Below are 16,599 nucleotides of genomic sequence, written 5' to 3'. Positions count from 1 at the left end.
CATGTCCCGCATGCCCTGGCACGGCGTCGTCGTCGCCACCGCCCTGCCGTTCCGCGAAGACCTGACCGTGGACCTCGACGCCTACGCCGAGAACTTGCGCGGCCTCATCGACGCCGGGTGCGACGGCGTGTGCCCCAACGGATCCCTCGGGGAGTACCAGACACTCACCGACGCCGAGCGCGCAGCCGTGGTCCGCACAGCGGTCGAAACCGTCGGCGGCGACCGGGTCCTGGCCGGCGTGGCGGCGTACGGGGCGATGGAATCGCGCCGCTGGGCCGAGCAGGCCGCCGAAGCCGGCGCCGGCGCCGTCATGCTCCTGCCGCCCAATGCCTACCGCGCCGACGAGCGCTCCGTCCTGGCGCACTACAAGGCGGTCGCCGAGGTCGGCATCCCGATCGTCGCCTACAACAACCCCATCGACACCAAGGTCGACCTAGTCCCCGAGCTCCTCCAGCAGCTCCACGAGGCCGGCTACATCCGCGCGGTCAAGGAGTTCTCCGGCGACACCCGGCGCGGCTACCGCATCAAGGAGCTGGCACCCGACCTCGACCTGGTCATCGGCGCCGACGACGTCCTGCTCGAGCTGGCCCTGGCCGGCGCCGTCGGCTGGGTCTCCGGCTACCCGAACGCCATCCCCCACGTCTGCGTCGACCTCTACCAGGCGGCCACCGCAGCCGCCACGACCGGCGACCTGGGCCAGGCCCTGCAGCTCTACCGCGACCTGCACCCCCTGCTCCGCTGGGACTCGCGCACCGAGTTCGTCCAGGCCATCAAGCTCTCCATGGACCTGGCCGGCCACCACGGCGGCGGCTGCCGTCCCCCGCGCGTCCCGCTCCTGCCGGAGCAGGCCGACACCATCAAGGCCGACACCCTGCGCGCACTGCCGCTGGAGGACAAGGCCCGCGAGCGGAAGCGGCAGGACTGATGCGCACCAAGAACGTCTACCACGCCGTCGACTCCCACACCGAGGGCATGCCGACCCGCGTCATCACCGGCGGCATCGGCGTCATCCCCGGCGAGACCATGATGGCCAAGCGCCTGTACTTCATGGAGCACCTGGACCACCTGCGCACGCTCCTGATGTACGAACCCCGCGGCCACGCCGCCATGTCCGGCGCGATCCTGCAGCCCCCGACCCGCCCCGACGCCGACTACGGCGTGCTGTACATCGAGGTCTCCGGCCTGCTGCCCATGTGCGGCCACGGCACCATCGGCGTGGCCACCGTACTGGTCGAGACCGGCATGGTCCCCGTGGTCGAGCCGATCACCACCGTCCGCCTCGACACCCCGGCCGGCCTGGTCCTGGCCGACGTACGCGTCGAGGACGGCGCCGCGAAGGCGGTGACCATCCGCAACGTCCCCAGCTTCGCCGAACGCCTGGACGCCCAAGTAGAGGTCCCCGGCTTCGGCGCCATCAGCTACGACCTGGCCTACGGCGGCAACTTCTACGCGATCGTCGACCTGGACGCCTACAAACTCCCCTTCGACCGCGCCGCCAAGAACGAGATCATCGCCGCCGGCCTGGCCACCATGGACGCCATCAACACCGCCGACGAGCCCGTGCACCCACTGGACGACGGCATCCGCGCCGTGCACCACGTCTACTTCCGCGCCCCGGGCTCCACCGCCCACCACTCCCGCCACGCGATGGCCATCTTCCCCGGCTGGTTCGACCGCTCCCCGTGTGGCACCGGCACCTCGGCGCGCATGGCACAGCTGCACGCCCGCGGCGAGCTGGCCCTGGACACCGACTTCGTCAACGAGTCCTTCATCGGCACCCGCTTCATCGGCCGCCTGGTCGAGCAGACCGAGGTCGCCGGACGGCCCGCGGTGATCCCGACGGTGACCGGCCGGGCCTGGGTGACCGGAACCGCGCAGTACTTCCTGGACCCGGACGATCCCTTCCCGGCCGGGTTCCTGCTTTGACCAGTGTCAGGAAGGTCTCTCTATAAAGCGAGACAAGATCTGTGGCCGCGCGTCACTCAGCGGATAGGGTTTCGACCATGCCAGACAGGACTTCCAGCGGCGCCGCGGTATTCACCGGCACGGCCCCCGGGCCCGACCCGGAGCGCGGCCCGGCGTTGAACCTGCCCCGCGTGCTCGGCCACAACTCGCTGCGTGAGCAGGTCTCGCACGCCCTGCGCGCCGCCCTGATCGCCGGCGAGCTGCGGCCCGGCGTGGTGTACTCCGCGCCGGTCCTGGCCGCCGGCTTCGGCGTGTCGGCCACGCCGGTCCGCGAGGCCATGCTCGATCTGGCGAAGGAAGGGCTGGTCGAGGTCGTCCGGAACAAGGGCTTCCGGGTGACCGAGCTGTCCGAGGCGGACCTCGACCAGTTCACCGAGATCAGGGCTCTGATCGAGGTGCCGGTGGTGACCGGCCTGGCGCGTAGCGCCGCCCTGGCCGACCTGCAGGCGCTGCGGCCCGCGGCCCGGGCCATCGTCAGCGCCGCCAAGGCCCGCGACCTGATCGGCTACGTCGAGGCCGACCAGGCCTTCCACCTGGCGCTGCTGGGCCTGTCCGGCAACCCGCACCTGGTCGAGGTGGTCAGCGACCTGCGCAACCGCTCCCGGCTGTACGGGCTGCCCTCGCTGGCCGACGCCGGCGTGCTCGCGGCCTCGGCCGAGGAGCACGTGGCGCTGGTGGACGCGCTGGTCGCCCGGGACGCCGAGACCGTCGAGAGCCTGATGAAGACGCACCTGACGCACGTGCGGTCGATCTGGGCCGGCCGGGAGTAGCTGAGCCGGCTGCCGGGTCGGGAGTAGCTGGTCGGGCCCGTCGCAGCGGGCTGAAAAGGGCAGGCTTGGGCGCCGGGCCCTGGCGCCTGGGGGTGGCGCCGGGGCCCGGCTGTTGTGTTGTACAGCGCCAGCCCCTTGCGGGGCCTGCTCGATGCGGGGCGATCCCCCATTTGCCTCCGACTTGGCCGAAGCCGGAGGCCCTTATCGCCTCGCTTCGAGCAGTCGACGACGCGAGGTCATCGATGGCGTGGCGGTTGCCGGCCGGCCGGGCGCGGTGAGCTCTGTCCGCGCTCGGTCGGTGGTGACCGTCGGTCCTGGGGCTGCTGGTGCTTGGCGGTGCTTGGCGGCCTTTGGATTGCCTCAATAGTCATCGAATGTTGCATATCGGACATCGGGTGATTGGCGTAGATGGGGCTGCGTAGATCGGCTGACGCCGAATGGGTGAGGTGTGGCGCCCGTGTGTGGCAGTGGCAGTGGCAGTGGCAGTGGCAGTGGCAGTGGCAGTGGCACTGGTAACGGCAGCGGCCGCGGCTACTCGGGCCTCAGTCGGGCTGCTCCGTCGCTCGGGCCGGGCCTCAGCGCGCCGTGGCAGGCTGGGGCGCCAGGCCGCCCTACCGGGCTGAGGTACCAGGCTGCGGCGCCAGGTCGTGGCGCCAAGCCGTGGCGCCAGGCTGCGCTGCCCGTCCGGCCGCGGTGCCCGGTCGCCGTGCCCGCCCGCGCGTAGCCGCGGCGCCTGCTCCCCGCGGTGCCCGCCCGCCAGCCGTGGCCGGTCGCGGCGTCTAAGTCCGCGGCCGCGGCCGCAGCGGGCGAGCGGGCGGCGGGCGGGCGGGGCAGATCTCAGCCCGCGTGCTCAGCCATCCAAGCCTCGACGTCGTCCGCTTCGCGCGGCAGGGCCGAGGACATCAGCAGCGCGCCGTCGTCGGTGATCAGGAGGTCGTCCTCGATGCGGATTCCGATGCCGCGGAGTTCCTCGGGGAGGGTCAGGTCGTCGGGCTGGAGGTACAGGCCTGGCTCGACGGTCAGGACGTTGCCGGGGGCCAGGGTGCCGTCCACGTACTCTTCGGCGCGGGCCTTGGCGCAGTCGTGGACGTCGATGCCGAGCATGTGGCCGCTGCCGCAGAGGGTGTAGCGGCGGTAGAGGCCGACTTCGGGGTCCATGGCCTGGTCCAGGGAGACCTTCAGGATGCCCATGTCGATCAGGCCGGTGGCGATGGTGCGCATGGCGGCCCAGTGGAACTCGCGGAAGGCTGCGCCGGGGCGGAGGGTGGCGATGCCCGCTTTCTGTGCTGCCAGGACCAGGTTGTACAGGTCGCGCTGGAGGGGGGTGAAGGTGCCGGAGATGGGGAGGGTGCGGGTGATGTCGGCGGTGTAGAGGCTGTCGACTTCGACGCCGGCGTCCAGGAGGAGGAGTTCGCCGGGGTTCAGGGTGCCGTTGTTCGCGGTCCAGTGCAGGACGCAGGCGTGGGCGCCGCCGCCGACGATGGTGTTGTAGCCGACGTCGTTGCCTTCGATGCGGGCTCGGTTGTTGAAGGCTCCTTCGACCCAGCGTTCGGCTCGGGGTTTGCCGATGACTGTGGGCAGGATGTGGGCTACGTCCTGGAAGCCGAGGGTGGTGGCGTCCACGGCGGCCTGGAGTTGGTCGACTTCCCAGGCGTCCTTCACCAGGCGTAGTTCCGACAGGTATGCGGTGAACTCGGCGTCGGCCTCGGGGCGGGGGGAGACCAGGGCGTCCACGCGCGGGTCGGAGTTGCGTAGGACGCGGGTGGGGACTGAGGCGCCGGACAGTTTGTCCGCCAGGCGGTTCAGGTTCTCGGTCGCGATGCCGTACAACTCCGAGCTCTCGCTCAGGGAGGGGCGGCGGCCTTCCCACATTTCGCCGAGGCGGCGGTCGCGGAAGGCTTCGCCGTTGTCGCGGGAGGAGCGGTCGTGGGCGAACAGGATGGCGTCGTGGCCGTCGCCGTTCGGCTCGAAGACCAGGACGGCCTCCAGGAGCTGGCTGCCGGTCAGGTGCGCGAAGGCGCTGTGCGGGCGGTAGTGCCAGTAGGTGTCGTTGCTGCGGAGCTTCTCCACGCCGGCCGGGATGATCAGGCGCTCGCCGGGGAAGCGGGCCGAGACGGCTGCGCGGCGGCGGGGCGTCCAGGCCGAGGCCGGGGTCGGGCCCAGGTCCGGCAGCGGCGAGGGCGCCCACTGCGTGGCCATGAACGCCGCCAGGGCGTCGGTGACCGGCAGGTCGTGGCTGCCGGTGGCGAACTTCGACAGGTTCGGGTCGCTGGACACTGCGGCTCCCTGGGGGTGCGAAGGGTCGGAACGTGCGGCGCGCGGCGGCGTCCCCCGGCGGGCCGCAGTGTGCAATGTTACATTCCACGACCAGCCGCGGTAACCACCCCCGCGCCCCGAAGAACCTAACGGGCTCCCGAGTCGTCTGGTGGATGTGGATGACGACGACACCCTCGGCACGGGGCCGGAACCCGCGATACCGGAACCCACCGCGCGGGACCCGGAGAGCGTGGACGCGGACTTCACCGCGTTCGTCGCGGCGCAGGGCGGGCGCCTGCTGCGGCTGGCCGAGCTGATCTGCGGCGACCCGCACCGGGCCGCCGACCTGACCCAGACCGCCCTGGAGCGCGCCTATCTGCGCTGGCACCGCATCCGCGCCGACGACCCGCTGGCCTACGTGCGCCGCATCATCGTCAACTCCTACCGCGACTGGTGGCGGCTGCGCCGGGGCCGCGAATGGAGCACGGACGCGGTGCCCGAGCGCGAGCAGCCGTGGGACGTCGCCGACCGCCACGCCCAGCAGGATCTGGTGCGCGCCGCTCTCAGGACCCTGACCCGGCGCGAGCGGCAGGTGGTGGTGCTGCGGTACTACGCCGACCTGAGCGAGGCGGCGATCGCTGCGGAGCTGCGGATCGCGCCGGGCACCGTGAAGAGCTGCCTGTCGCGGGCCCTGCGCCGGTTGCGGGCGCTGCCGGAGTTCGCCGAGCGCGGCGAGCCCGTCGAAGTGGAGACAGGATGAGGGAGAGGATGAAAACAGATGGCTGAGAACCACGATGTCGGTTCCCCCGGCTTCGAGGACCGGATCAGGGACCTGTTCGCGGACGGGGCCGCCGAGCGTGCCGTCTCGGCGCAGCGGGTGATCGACGGCGCGCGCCGACGCCGGGTCCGGCACCGGGCCACGGCGGCCGGGTCGTCGTTGGCGGTGCTGGGAATGCTGGGGGTCGCGGCGGGGGCGATCGTCTTCGGCGGGCACGCGGGTGGGTCATCGCAGTCGGCGTTCATCGCGAAGCACGCCGGCTCGCCGGCACTGGCGCCGGCGGCGGTGCCGGCGTCGAAGACCTGCTCGGCCGCGGTGACCGGCGCGGTGACCGGCGCGGTGACCGGTACGACCTCGACCACCATCGACGGCTTGGCTTTCGAGACGGTGTCGGGGAAGGCCGCGGGGCTCGCGTGGCAGGTCCAGATCCATGTCTTCCCCGACAAGCAGGCGCATCTGGCTTGGGAGGACAAGCGCCCGTCGGGCACCGTCCCGCAGGCCGCCAGGGACGCCGAGGCTTCAGGCGCCGTCGCGCAGTTCCGGACGCCGGGTGTCCAGGGCTACACCGAATACTGGGCGCCCGCTGGGAGTGCGGCCGATCAGCATGCCTTCACCATCTCGGAAGGTTCGGGCATCGGATCCGGCACGCCGGCCGGGTCCTCGCAGCCCGACAAGGACTATCCGGCCTATGTGACGGTGGGGTGGATGGCCCCCGATGTCGACCACCTGTGTGCGCAATACGCCGACCACGCCGAATTCGTGCCGCTGCACCGGATCCAGGGCGGTTCCTTCTACGTGTTCGGCTACAACGGACAGGACCGTCCGCAGAAGGTGATCTGCTACAACTCCGCCGGAACGACGGTGGCGACGGCGAACGCCAATAAGAGCGGTCCGTACTTCCTTTCATCTGTGGGCTGACCGGCCGCACAGCCCGCGGGCCTCTCGCCGCCATGCGACGACGACGAGAGGCCCGTGTTCGCGTCTCAGAGCACGCTCACGGCGTGAGCCGGTGCAGGTCCCGCGGGAACAACGCCGTCCGCCGCAGGTTGTCCGACTCGGTCAGCCGCATCGTCCACCGCTCCAGCCCCAGCGCGAACCCGCCGTGCGGCGGCATCCCGTGCTTGAAGTTGGCCAGGTACCCCTCGTAGGCCTCGGTGGACTCCCCGCGGGCCGCCAGCGCCGCGACGTAGTCCTCGTACCGGTGCAGCCGCTGGCCGCCGGTGATCAGCTCCAGTCCGCGGAAGATCAGGTCGAAGCTGTTCGAGTACTGCGGCCGGTCGGGCTGGGCGTGCGTGTAGAAGGGGCGCTTGGCCATCGGGTAGCCGGTGACGAACAGGAACTCGCTGCCGAACTCCCGCAGTGCCCACTCGCTCAGCTCGCGTTCGTTCGCCGGGGACAGGTCCGGCTCGTCCTCGCCGAGCATCCCCATCGCGTCCGCGAAGTGGATCTCCGGGATCTGCTCCGGGACCGTCGGCAGCTTGACCCCGAGCAGGTCCACGGCCGCCGCCGCGCGCTCGGCGACCGAGGCGACCATGCCGGCCAGCGCGTGGCGCACCACAGCCATCACGTCGCGGTGGTCGGCGATGAAGCCCAGCTCCGCGTCCAGGCTCGTGTACTGGGCCAGGTGGCGAGCGGTGTCGGAGGGCTCGGCGCGGAAGACCGGGCCGGTCTCGTAGACCCGCTCGAAGACGCCGACCATCGCCTGCTTGAAGAACTGAGGCGACTGCGCCAGGTAGGCCTTGCGCCCGAACCAGTCCAGGGCGAAGACGTTCGCGCCGGACTCGGTGGCCGAGCCGACGATCTTCGGGGTGTGGATCTCGGTGAAGTCCAGGGCGTCCAGCGCAGTGCGGAAGCCGGCGACGGAGGCGGCCGTGATCTGGAAGGGGGCGTTCAGGTGCGGGTGGCGCAGGGTCACCGGGGCGCCGTCCAAGATGGTCGGCAGCGAGGCGGTCACGCTCGGGCGGTAGATGTCCAGCGGCGGTGTCTCGGCCGGGCTGGACAACAGCTCGACCTGCGGGCCCTCGGCCGGTGCCACGACCTCCACGCCGCCGGGTGCCTGCTCGTTGGCCGTGACGGTCCCGACGAAGGACAGCACCGTCTCCTCGGGGATGTCGCGCAGCTGCTCGGCCACGGCGCCCGGCAGGACGGCCTGGGTCAGGCCGCTGCGGTCGCGCAGGATGAGGAACGTGACGTTCTTGAGCTCGCGGCGGCGGTGCAGCCAGCCGGAGACCTGGACGGTTTCACCTACGTGCGCCGACAGTCCGGCGGCCAGTACGCGGTGGATCATTTTGAGCCCTCCAAGGGCATCGAAGTGATCCCTTGGGGGTGCGGGCGATAAGGGAATCGCGGTACCACCGCACCTTCACCGCGGCCTTGCGGGCCGCGGCCTCGTGGCGGCCCGTTGACGGGGGCCGGGCGGCGGGGCATTGCCTCCCCGCACTCAGGAGGGTCTTCGCCTCGGGACGCGGGGCCGTCTTTCCAGCTGCCGACGGCTCTCTGGACCCGCGCGGATCCGAGGCTACTCGTCTCCTTCAACGTGTTGCAGGGATCTTAACCCCCGGTGTGATCACGAACAATCGAATAGCCCGGTCGCCGCCTTCCCGGTGCCGGGCGCGAAGCCGGGGATGCTGTGGCAGTGGCCTGTGACCCACGCGTCACGGTCCTTCGCCGCGACGCTGCGCCCGCCCATGCGCATCCCGCTCACCACGACGTAGCGCACCTGCCCGGTGCGCACGAGCTGCGCCAGTCCTTGCACGGTCGGCACCGGGGCGTCGCTGGTGAAGCCGCCCATAGGGAGAACGGGGACGTTGTCCGCGAGGTAGGACGCGGCGGTCATCGACCCGTCCACGGCGGCGGCGTAGGGACGGCCGTCCCGGTTGTGCTTCAGGAAGCGGACCACCTGCGGATCGGGCCCGCGCCCGAAGTCGCGGAGGCCGTGCTCGACCTCGGTGTTGACGGCCGCGCTGTTCTTCCGGCCCCCGAACATCGCCTGCGGCGGGCCGGCCGACGCCGCGACGCTGCCCATCGTGTCACCGCGCCGTGTGAGCACCGAGGTGGCCCAGACCGCGGGCGCCGCAAGGGCCGCCGTCGCCACCGCCACGGCCGACAGGGAGCCGAGCATGCGGTTGCGCGAGATCCGGGCCCAGGGCAGCAGCACGATCGCCAGCACCGCCGCGCCGAGCACGAACCAGCGCAGCCACGGCTGGTAGTGCGGAGTCTCGCGGCTGGCCAGGAACGCCCAGCCGGCGGTCATCGCCACCAGCGCCGGGAGGTACCACGACCGGTTGCGGGCAGCGGCGATGAAGGCGGCGCCGGCCAGCGCGGCGACCGGGGGAGCCAGGGTCGAGGTGTAGTAGGAGTGGATGCCGGTGGCCGCGCAGAAGGCCAGGCCGTAGATGCCGAGCCAGCCGCCCCAGAAGAGGTAGCCGGCGGTGGTCCTGCGGCGGGTCGGATTCGGGCTGATTCCTTGCTGCGCCGTCGAATCCGCGCTTGTGTCGACCTCCGGTGCGAGCCCGGTCCCGAACGCCGTCTTGGCCTTGCGGGCACTGCGCCAAGCCGCCCACAGCCCGGCCGCCAGCCCCGCCACCGCCGCCGGCACCAGCCAGCTGATCTGCCCCGCCGAGGCCGCCCCGAAGATCCGCCCGAGCCCGGCCGGCCCGCCGGCCCCGGACAGCACCGCGCCCCCGGCCAGCGGGTCGGTGCCGGCGCCCTGGCCCCCGATGCGGCCGAACCCGTTGTACTGGAAGACCATCTCCCACACCGAGTTGTGCACCGACCCGTCGATGTAGGGCCGCTGCGATGCCGGGGTCAGCGTCACGAACACCATCCAGGCCAGCGACACCGCCGCGACCAGCGTTCCGTAGGCCGCCGCGCGCCCCAGACGCCACCAGCGGCTGCCGACGCCCAGCAGGAAGCACGCCCCGGCGAAGACCGGCACCACCAGCAGCGCCTGCCCCATCTTCACGTTGAACGCCACGCCCAACCACACCGCCGAGGCCGCCAGCCACCAGGTGGCGCGCCGTCCGCCGTCGGCCCAGCGCCACAGCGCGTGCGCGGCGACCACCATGAAGAACACCATCAGCGCGTCGGGGATGTTGGTGCGCGACAGCGCGACGGTCACCGGGGTGAGCGTGTAGGCGACCGCCGCCGCGTAGCCCGCGCCCCGGCCGGCCCAGCGCCGCACGGTGACGAACAACAGCGGCACGCACGCCGTGGCCGCCAACACCTGCGGCAGCAGCACCGCCCAGGGATGGAACCCGAACATGCGCACCGACAGCGCCTGCACCCAGAAGGCGCCGGGCAGCTTGTCGGTGGTGATGAAGCCGCGCGGGTCGAAGGACCCGTATACGAAGTCGTGCCAGTCGGCACCCATCGAGCGGACGGCCGCCGTGTAGTAGGGGTGCGTCCGCCCCTGCTGGAAGCCCCACCCGAACACCACTGCTGCCAGCGCCGTGAGGGCCGCGACCAGGGACCGATCCGACGATCGTCGAGTAATCCACGCCATGACCCGGACAACGAGCATGATCGGCGTGAGTCACCTCAAGTTACGAAACAGTCATCCAACACAGAAAAAAGGGACACCCGGGACCGGCGATGAGGATGATGATCATTCATGCTCGGATTCTGCGCGAACGAGCATCACAATGAGCGGATTGCGCGCTACTGTGTCCCCATGCGCCAAGAAGACCGCCTCGGAGCCATCCTCGCCCTGCTGGCCGACCACGGTTCGGTGGGGGTCGTGGAGACCGCCGAACGCCTGGGTACCTCCCAGGCCACCATCCGCCGCGACCTGCAAGCCCTGGAGGAACAGGGGCTGGTCAAGCGCACCCACGGCGGCGCCGTCCCGGCCGGCGTCCTGTACGAGCTGCCCATGCGCTACCGCGGCGCGCGCCAGCAGGAGGAGAAGAGCAGGATCGCCGAGCTGGCCGCGGGGTTGATCGACGAGAGCGCGGCGACCGTGGGGCTGTGCGGGGGCACGACGACCAGCGAGGTCGCGCGGTTCCTGGGCATGCGCGGCGGCCTGAAGATCGTCACCAACGCCCTGAACATCGCCGCGGAGTTGGCGCTGCGCCCGGCGATAGACCTGGTGGTCACCGGCGGCACCGTGCGTACCGAGTCCTATGAGCTGATCGGCCCGGTCGCCGAGCGCGCGCTGGAGGGCTTCAACCTGGACGCCTCCTTCCTCGGCGTCGGCGGCGTCAGCGCCACGGCCGGCGTGACCACCCACCACGAGGTCGAGGCGCAGACCAACCGGGCCATGATCCTGCAGTCCTCGCGTGTGATCGTGGTCGCGGACGGCACCAAGGTCGGCCGGCGCGCCTTCGCCCGGATCGCCGAGGCCGCGCTCGTCTCCGATCTGGTCACCGACCCCAGCGCCGACCCGGCTGAGCTGGACGCCTTGCGCGAGCTGGGCGTGCGGATCCACCTGGCCGACTGAGCGGGCCGCGGTAATTATGCGCGGCCCGGCGCGACGCGGCGGCTGACCACGCTGTTTTTTCTCCTGCTTGATTCTGCTCGACTTGTCTGGCTATCGTTCAGATACAAGCATGAGGATCACGCTCCTTGTCGAGCGCAGCCAGCCTGGGGAGAGACACCATGTCCGGAACCGAGTACGTCGACGCCGAGATAGCGAGTCAGCCGGACACCTGGCGCCGGGCCGCCGCGATCGCCACCGGCCCGACCGCCGAGGCGCTGCCGAGCAAGGGCGAGCGCGTGGCGGTCGTGGGCTGCGGCACCTCGCTGTACATGGCGCAGGCCTACGCGGTCCTGCGCGAGCAGGCGGGCCTGGGCGACACCGACGCCTTCGCCGCCTCGGAGTTCCCCTTCGGCCGCGCCTACGACCGCGTGGTCGCGCTCAGCCGCTCCGGCACCACGACCGAGGTGCTGGAACTGCTCCAGCGCCTCAGGGGCGTCATCCCGACCGTCGCGGTCATCGCCGACCCCGACACTCCGGCCCCGGTGCTGGCCGACGCGACCATCGTGCTGGACTTCGCCGATGAGAAGTCGGTCGTGCAGACGCGCTTCGCGACCACCGCGCTGACCCTGTTCCGCGCGCACGTCGCCGCGCAGTCCGGCACCGCCTTCGATCTGGAGAAGATCGTCGCCGACGCCGCGCGCTGTGTCACCGAGCCGCTGCCGGACGGGATCCTGGACAAGACCCAGTTCGCGTTCCTGGGCCGCGGCTGGACCGTCGGGCTGGCCAACGAGGCCGGGCTGAAGATGACCGAGGCCTCGCTGACCTGGACCCAGTCCTACCCGGCGATGGAGTACCGGCACGGCCCGATCAGCATCGCCTCGCCCGGCACCGTGACCTGGATGCTCGGGGAAGCCCCGCGCGGGCTGGCCGAGCAGGTCGAGGCGACCGGCGGGCAGTGGCTGGACGCCGGCGCCGACGGCCGCGACCCGCTGGCCGAGCTGATCCGGGTGCAGCGGCTGGCCGTGGCGCTCGGCGGCCGCAAGGGCCTGGAGGTCGACAACCCGCGCAACCTGACCCGCTCGATCATCCTGTCCGAGGTCTGAGAATGTCCGATCCCGAGCAGCAGGGCGCCGGTGCGGGCGCCAGCGTCGCCGCTGCCACCACACCGGTCCACGCCCTCGCGCTGGACGTCGGCGGCACCGGCATCAAGGCCGGCCTGGTCACCCGCGACGGGGAGCTGACGCGCACCTGGCGCCGCGCCACCCGCATCGAGCGCGGCCCGCAGGCCGTCATCGACACGATCGCGGACTTCGCCGCCGAACTCGTGGAGGAAGCGGCGGCCGAGGGCACCCCGGTCGCGGCGGCCGGCTTCGCGCTGCCCGGGATCATCAACGAGAAGACCGGCGTCGGGGTCTTCTCGGCCACCATCGGCTGGCGCGACGTGCCGTTCGGCGACCTGCTCGGCGCGCGCCTGGCGGTGCCGGTCGCGATCGGCCACGACGTGCGCGCCGGGGGAGTGGCCGAGGCCCGCATCGGCGCCGGCCGGGGCTCGGCGCGCTTCGTGTTCCTGCCGCTGGGCACCAGCATCGGCGGCGCCATCATGATCGACGGCGTGCCGAACCTGGGCCCGCACGGCATGGGCGGGGAGTTCGGCCACATCGTCGTGCGCCCCGGCGGCCTGCCCTGCGGCTGCGGCCTGCGCGGGTGCCTGGCGCAGTACTCCGCGGCCGGCGCGGTCGCCGCTCGTTACGCCGAGGCCGCCGGAACCCCGAAGGCCGGCGCCCTGGACGTCGTCGCGCGCCTGGCCGACGGCGACCCGATCGCCCGCCGGATCTGGGACGAGGCCGTCGACGTCCTGGCCGACGCGCTGCTCACCACCGCCGCCCTGCTCGACCCGGACCGCGTGGTCATCGGCGGCGGCCTGGCCGAGGCCGGCGCCACGCTGATGACGCCGCTGGCCCAGGCGCTGGCGGCCAAGGCGACCTACCACGTGCTGCCCGAGCTGGTCACCGCCGAACTGGGCGACCTGGCCGGCTGCCTGGGCGCCGGACTGCTGGCCTGGGACCTGGTGCCGTGATAGTCACGGTCACGCTCAACCCGGCCCTGGACATCACGTACACGATCGCGGAGCTCAAAGCCGGAACCACGCACCGGCCGCGCGTGCACGCCCAAGCCGGCGGCAAGGGCGTGAACGTGTCCCGGACCCTGCACGCGCTCGGCCACGAGACCGTCGCGGTCCTGCCGCTCGGCGGCTTCGACGGCGACGCGGTGCGCGCGGAGCTGGAGGCGGCCGGGGTGCCGCATCACGCGATACCGATCGCCGGGGCGACGCGGCGCACGGTCACCGTGGTCGAGGAATCGGGGCAGGCCACCGGTTTCAACGAATCAGGGCCCGAGCTCAGCGGGATCGAATGGGCCGAGATATGCGCCGCCGTCGCCTCGCTGCTGGAAAGCGCGGTGCTCGACGCCTCGGCGGTGCTGGTGCTGTCGGGCAAGCTGCCGCGGGGCCTTGCCGAGGACGTCTATGCCGAGCTCATCACAGTCGCTGAAAGCCTTGGCGTTCCTACAATTCTGGATACCGAAGGCGCCCCGCTGCTGGCCGCGCTGGCCGCGCGCCCGGCGATCGTCAAGCCGAACGCGCACGAGTTGCTCGACGCCACCGGCCTGGCCGATCCGCGTGCCGCCGCCGCGGAGCTGCTCGACCGCGGGGCCAGGGCGGTGGTCTCCTCCAACGGGCCCGAAGGCCTCACCGCGCTGACCGCCGAGGGGACCTGGACCGCCCGCCCGCCGCGCATCGACGGGGGCAACCCCACCGGCGCCGGCGACGCCTCGGTCGCCGCACTGGCCGTCGGGCTGGCCGCCGGGGCTCCTTGGCCCGAAACCCTTGCCGACGCCGCGGCTCTGTCGGCCGCGACAGTGCTCACCGACCGCGCAGGGGTCTTCGACGCTGAGGCTTATCGCCGGTTTAGTGGCGAGATCGAAGCGTGCTGATGCGTATGCCGACCGCCGCTCCGACCGCCGCTCGACGAGCTTCTGCCGGGCCGCGCACCGCTCCGGCCGCCGCTCGAACTTCTGCCGGGCCGCGCACCGCCTCGGCCGCCGCCCGAACTTCCGCCCGCCCGCACACCGTCTAGGAGCCTCCATGCCCCTCAAGCCCACCGGCGAGCTCATCACCGCCGCCCGCGCCGGGCACCGTGGCCTGGCCGCGTTCAACGTCATCACGCTGGAACACGCCGAGGCCATCGTCGCCGCCGCTGAGAGCGTGCAGTCCCCGGTGATCCTGCAGATCTCCGAGAACGCCGTGAAGTTCCACCACGGCCGCCTGGCGCCGATCGCCCGCGCCTCCGCCGCCGTGGCCGAGGCCGCCGGTGTCGAGGTCGCGCTGCATCTGGACCACGTCGAGGATCCCGCGCTGCTGCGGCAGGCTGCCGACTACGGCTTCGGCTCGGCCATGTTCGACGGCTCGCACCTGGACTACGACGCCAACGTGGCCGCCACCCGCGAGGCCGCCGACTGGGCCCACGCCCGCGGCCTGTGGCTGGAGGCCGAACTCGGCAAGGTCGGCGGCAAGGACGGCGAGCCGCCGCTGTCCGCGCACGCCCCCGGCGCCCGCACCGATCCCGAGGAGGCGCGCGCGTTCGTCGTGGCGACCGGCGTGGATGCCCTGGCGGTCGCAATCGGCAGCTCGCACGCCATGACCGACCGTAGCGCCGTTCTGGACCACGAGCTCATAGCCCGCCTGCGCGACGCGGTCGGCGTCCCGCTGGTGCTGCACGGCTCCTCCGGCGTGCCGGACGAGGAGTTGGCCCGGGCCGTCGCCGGCGGAGTGGTGAAGGTGAACATCGGGACCGCTTTGAACATCGCCTTCACCGGCGCCGTGCGCGGCTGGCTGGAGCAGGCGCCGGCCAACGCGGTCGACCCCCGCAAGTACCTGGCACCGGCGCGCGAGGACATGGCCGAGACCGCGGCGCGTTTCATAAACGTTCTGTCTCCGGACGCCGACTAGCAGCGACGCTGGCGCCCCGGGGGTCCGCTGGGCCAGCATAAGCGCCACACTCGTACGCGGCGATGACGAAGAACGGCGGATGATGGCGAACCCTGAGATGCCCGGCGCACAGGAGGAGGCGGCGGCCGAAGCGGTCCAAGCAGGCGGGACGAGTTCGGCCGGCTCGGTCGGTTCCGTCGGCTCTGTCAGTTCGGTCGGCGAGGCCGTGCAGGCGACGGCTGCCCCGGCGACGGCCGCGACGCCGGAAGTGCCGCGCCCGCGCCGCGAGTCGGTCGACGGCGACCATCAGGTGGGCGGCGCAGCCCAGCCTTCGCAGCCCGCGCAGCCCCCGCAGGCCGCGCAGCCCGCGCAGCCCGCGCAGCCCCCGCAGGCCGCGCAGGCCGCGCAGCCTGCCGAAGCCCGCCAGCCCGCCGAAGCCCGCCGCCGGCCGCCCGCGTCCTACGAGCCCGAACCCGAGCGCATGCCGCTCACGGCCCGCGTCCTGCTCGCGGACTTCGCCGTCGCGGTCGCCGCGCTGATCCTGCTGTTCGTCATCGAGGTCCAGCGCTTCGGCGACGCGCGCCTGCACCTGCGCCGCGAGGCCTGGGCCGAGGACCTGATCGTGCTGTTCGCGGTCACGGCCGTGTTCGGCGTGGTCACCGCTTTGCTCGTGCGCGCCAAGCACGCGCGCGTGGCGATAGTCCAGGCCGTCGTGACCGCCCTGGTCCTCGTCGCGGCGGTCACCTCGGCTGCGACCGGCGATCCCAAGCCGACCTCCGCCGACCTCCCGACCTCCACCGGTTCGTCGGGGAACCCCGGCTAGGACGGCGCAGACCTCAATACGGCGCAGACCTCAAGGCGGCGGAGTCCTACTCCGCCGCCTTCTGCGTGTCCTGGGTCGGCACGATCCGCCGCAGCAGATCGCGCAGCGTCTCCCGCTCGCTCCCGCTCAGTCCCGCCAGCGGTTCCGCGGCGAACGTCAGGCCGCCCCACACCGCGTCGAAGGAGGCGCGGCCGAGTTCGGTCGCTGTGATTCTCTTCACGCGCCGGTCCTCCGGATCCGGCTCGCGCGTCACCAGACCGCGCGCCTCCATCCGGTCCACCAAGCCGGTGATGTTCGACGGCTCGCACTTGAGGTGGTCGGCCAGGAACCGCATCGGCTTGGGCCCGGCCATGAGGTTGGCCAGCACGAACGCCTGCATCCGGGTCAGATCGTGGCGGGCCGCGGCCTCGTCGTAGTTGTCGTAGAAGCTCTGCGAGGCCGCCCAGAACAGCTCCAGCACCTCCGCGGTCACGGGGTCGCGGCGGTTGTCCAGGGCGGCGGGGAGATCGGCGCGGCTCACGGAGCCACGGTATGCGGGGGCGCTCCAGCGCTCAACATCCGGGCCGGCCGTGGTTAAATACTTCATGACATCAACAATAAACCAGT

General features: G+C 72.0%; 15 protein-coding genes. 11 read left to right on the top strand and 4 right to left on the bottom strand.

Going from position 1 to position 16,599, the window contains the following annotated elements:
• Position 1: 1 nt before the first annotated feature.
• The 3 genes from ABIA35_RS18435 to ABIA35_RS18425 all read left to right on the top strand — a co-directional run bounded on the left by ABIA35_RS18435 (position 2) and on the right by ABIA35_RS18425 (position 2,735).
• On the top strand, positions 2-925 hold the full coding sequence (locus ABIA35_RS18435; protein ID WP_370358679.1) for a dihydrodipicolinate synthase family protein: 924 nt from the start codon (positions 2-4) through the stop codon (positions 923-925).
• Positions 925-1,926, top strand: a complete 1,002-nt coding sequence (locus tag ABIA35_RS18430) for a proline racemase family protein (RefSeq protein WP_370358678.1) — start codon at positions 925-927, stop codon at positions 1,924-1,926. Before ABIA35_RS18435 ends, ABIA35_RS18430 begins: the two co-directional genes overlap by 1 nt.
• A gap of 77 nt (positions 1,927-2,003) precedes the next feature.
• A complete protein-coding gene (locus tag ABIA35_RS18425; protein ID WP_370358677.1) occupies positions 2,004-2,735 on the top strand; it encodes a GntR family transcriptional regulator in 732 nt (243 codons plus the stop codon).
• An 837-nt stretch (positions 2,736-3,572) separates the two neighbouring features.
• Here ABIA35_RS18425 and ABIA35_RS18420 read toward each other — a convergent pair.
• Positions 3,573-5,012 (bottom strand): aminopeptidase P family protein, encoded by a 1,440-nt coding sequence (locus tag ABIA35_RS18420; protein ID WP_370358676.1) that lies wholly within the window; start codon positions 5,010-5,012, stop codon positions 3,573-3,575.
• Between the two features lie 154 nt (positions 5,013-5,166).
• On the opposite strand from ABIA35_RS18420, the gene ABIA35_RS18415 reads away from it, so the two are divergent.
• Both ABIA35_RS18415 and ABIA35_RS18410 read left to right on the top strand, forming a co-directional pair.
• Positions 5,167-5,751, top strand: coding sequence for a SigE family RNA polymerase sigma factor (locus ABIA35_RS18415; RefSeq protein WP_370344198.1), 585 nt, complete (start codon positions 5,167-5,169; stop codon positions 5,749-5,751).
• Positions 5,752-5,769: 18 nt separating this feature from the next.
• The gene (locus ABIA35_RS18410; RefSeq protein WP_370344197.1) at positions 5,770-6,687 is read left to right on the top strand and encodes a hypothetical protein; all 918 of its coding nucleotides are present in this window, start codon (positions 5,770-5,772) and stop codon (positions 6,685-6,687) included.
• A 76-nt stretch (positions 6,688-6,763) separates the two neighbouring features.
• Here ABIA35_RS18410 and aspS read toward each other — a convergent pair whose 3' ends face one another.
• Both aspS and ABIA35_RS18400 read right to left on the bottom strand, forming a co-directional pair.
• Entirely contained in the window at positions 6,764-8,056 is a 1,293-nt protein-coding gene (aspS, locus tag ABIA35_RS18405) for an aspartate--tRNA(Asn) ligase (RefSeq protein ID WP_370358675.1), read from the bottom strand.
• 279 nt (positions 8,057-8,335) lie between these two features.
• Positions 8,336-10,291: an ArnT family glycosyltransferase gene (locus tag ABIA35_RS18400; RefSeq protein ID WP_370358674.1), complete on the bottom strand. Its 1,956-nt coding sequence runs from the start codon at positions 10,289-10,291 to the stop codon at positions 8,336-8,338.
• 150 nt (positions 10,292-10,441) lie between these two features.
• On the opposite strand from ABIA35_RS18400, the gene ABIA35_RS18395 reads away from it, so the two are divergent.
• The 6 genes from ABIA35_RS18395 (at position 10,442) to ABIA35_RS18370 (ending at position 15,993) form a co-directional block, all read left to right on the top strand.
• Positions 10,442-11,206 (top strand): DeoR/GlpR family DNA-binding transcription regulator, encoded by a 765-nt coding sequence (locus ABIA35_RS18395; protein ID WP_370344194.1) that lies wholly within the window; start codon positions 10,442-10,444, stop codon positions 11,204-11,206.
• Positions 11,207-11,364: 158 nt separating this feature from the next.
• A complete protein-coding gene (locus tag ABIA35_RS18390; protein WP_370344193.1) occupies positions 11,365-12,288 on the top strand; it encodes an SIS domain-containing protein in 924 nt (307 codons plus the stop codon).
• A 2-nt stretch (positions 12,289-12,290) separates the two neighbouring features.
• A complete protein-coding gene (locus tag ABIA35_RS18385; protein WP_370358673.1) occupies positions 12,291-13,262 on the top strand; it encodes an ROK family protein in 972 nt (323 codons plus the stop codon).
• A complete protein-coding gene (locus tag ABIA35_RS18380) occupies positions 13,259-14,176 on the top strand; it encodes a 1-phosphofructokinase family hexose kinase (RefSeq protein ID WP_370358671.1) in 918 nt (305 codons plus the stop codon). Before ABIA35_RS18385 ends, ABIA35_RS18380 begins: the two co-directional genes overlap by 4 nt.
• Before the next feature lie 151 nt (positions 14,177-14,327).
• Complete coding sequence (locus ABIA35_RS18375; RefSeq protein ID WP_370358670.1) at positions 14,328-15,191, top strand: ketose-bisphosphate aldolase; 864 nt, start codon at positions 14,328-14,330, stop codon at positions 15,189-15,191.
• Between the two features lie 79 nt (positions 15,192-15,270).
• Positions 15,271-15,993, top strand: a complete 723-nt coding sequence (locus tag ABIA35_RS18370; protein ID WP_370358669.1) for a hypothetical protein — start codon at positions 15,271-15,273, stop codon at positions 15,991-15,993.
• Between the two features lie 46 nt (positions 15,994-16,039).
• Here the strand turns inward: ABIA35_RS18370 and ABIA35_RS18365 are convergent, their stop codons facing one another.
• Positions 16,040-16,579 (bottom strand): MarR family winged helix-turn-helix transcriptional regulator, encoded by a 540-nt coding sequence (locus tag ABIA35_RS18365; RefSeq protein WP_370344188.1) that lies wholly within the window; start codon positions 16,577-16,579, stop codon positions 16,040-16,042.
• Between the last annotated feature and the right edge of the window lie 20 nt (positions 16,580-16,599).

Origin of the sequence: Catenulispora sp. MAP12-49, assembly GCF_041262705.1 — a bacterium.
Taxonomy (GTDB): Bacteria; Actinomycetota; Actinomycetes; order Streptomycetales; family Catenulisporaceae; genus Catenulispora.
The sequence above is the reverse complement of the archived record's forward strand: the minus strand, read 5'-3'. Positions and strand labels throughout refer to the sequence as shown.